General features: G+C 65.9%; 1 protein-coding gene. It reads left to right on the forward strand.

The genetic code is table 11. The annotated features are described in order from the left end of the window. The first annotated feature begins 79 nt into the window (after positions 1-79). On the forward strand, positions 80-1,414 hold the full coding sequence (xylA, locus tag IB223_RS18750; protein ID WP_192203310.1) for a xylose isomerase: 1,335 nt from the start codon (positions 80-82) through the stop codon (positions 1,412-1,414). The last annotated feature ends 4 nt before the right edge of the window (positions 1,415-1,418 follow it).

Raw genomic sequence — 1,418 nt, forward strand, 5'->3', positions numbered from 1 at the left:
CAGCACCTCGATGCCCTCACGCCGCTGCAGCGCGGCTGACATCCCACGCACATCACGCACAACCACAGGACCCCGCACCATGAGCACCCAGCCCTTCATCGGCGCCCAGGAATACTTCCCCGGCATCGGCCGCATCCCCTTCGAAGGCCGTGGCTCGGACAACCCGCTGGCCTTCAAGGTCTACGACGCGAACAAGACCATCGGCGGCAAGACCATGCAGGAGCACCTGCGCTTCGCCGTCTGCTACTGGCACACCTTCTGCAACGCCGGCCATGACCCCTTCGGCCCGGGCACGCGCCACTTCCCGTGGGAAGCCGGTTCGCCCATGGCCACGGCCGAGGCCAAGGTCGATGCGGCGTTCGAGTTCTTCACCAAGCTGGGCGTGCCGTACTGGTGCTTCCACGACATCGATCTGGCCCCGGATGCCGAGGACATCGGCCAGTACCAGAAGAACCTCACCCACATGACCGCCCTGGCCAAGGCGCGCCAGGACGCCACCGGCATCAAGCTGCTGTGGGGCACGGCCAACCTGTTCTCGCACCCGCGCTACATGAACGGGGCATCCACCAATCCAGACTTCGCCGTCGTCGCCCGTGCCGCGGTGCAGGTGAAGGCCGCGCTGGACGCCACCGTTGAACTGGGAGGCGAGCACTACGTGTTCTGGGGTGGTCGTGAAGGCTATGCCAGCCTGGTCAATACGAACATGAAGCGCGAGGTGGAGCACTTCGCCCGCTTCCTGACCATGGCCCGCGACTACGGCCGCAGCATCGGGCTGAAGGGCAACTTCCTGATCGAGCCCAAGCCGATGGAGCCGATGAAGCACCAGTACGACTTCGACAGCGCCACCGTGGCCGGCTTCCTGAAGGAGCACGGGCTGGCGAAGGACTTCAAGCTCAACATCGAAGCCAACCACGCCACGCTGTCCGGCCACACGTTCGAGCACGACCTGCAGGTGGCGTCCGACCACGGCCTGCTGGGCAGCATCGATGCCAACCGTGGCAATGCGCAAAACGGTTGGGACACCGACCAGTTCCCCACCGACCTGTACGACACGGTCGGCGCGATGCTGGTGGTGCTGCGTCAGGGCGGGCTGGAAGGCGGGCTGAACTTCGATGCCAAGGTGCGTCGCGAGTCGACCGACCTGGAAGACCTGTTCATCGCCCACATCGGCGGCATGGACGCGTTCGCACGGGGTCTGGAAGTCGCCCACGCGCTGCTGACCGACTCGCCGTGGGAGCAGTGGCGCAAGGAGCGCTACGCCAGCTTCGACAGCGGCAAGGGCAAGGACTTCGAGAACGGCACGCTGGGGCTGGCCGATCTGGCTGCGCTGGCGGCCGGGCAGGGCGAACCCAAGCAGATCAGCGGCAAGCAGGAGCGTTACGAGAACCTGCTCAACCAGTACCTGCTGCGCTGAGCGC

Source organism: Pseudoxanthomonas sp. PXM03, from assembly GCF_014852005.1.
GTDB lineage: Bacteria > Pseudomonadota > Gammaproteobacteria > Xanthomonadales > Xanthomonadaceae > Pseudoxanthomonas_A.

Excerpts from the sequence above, each read along its gene's own strand:
- xylA (WP_192203310.1), top strand. The coding sequence starts at position 80 with ATGAGCACCCAGCCCTTCATCGGCGCCCAGGAATACTTCCCCGGCATC.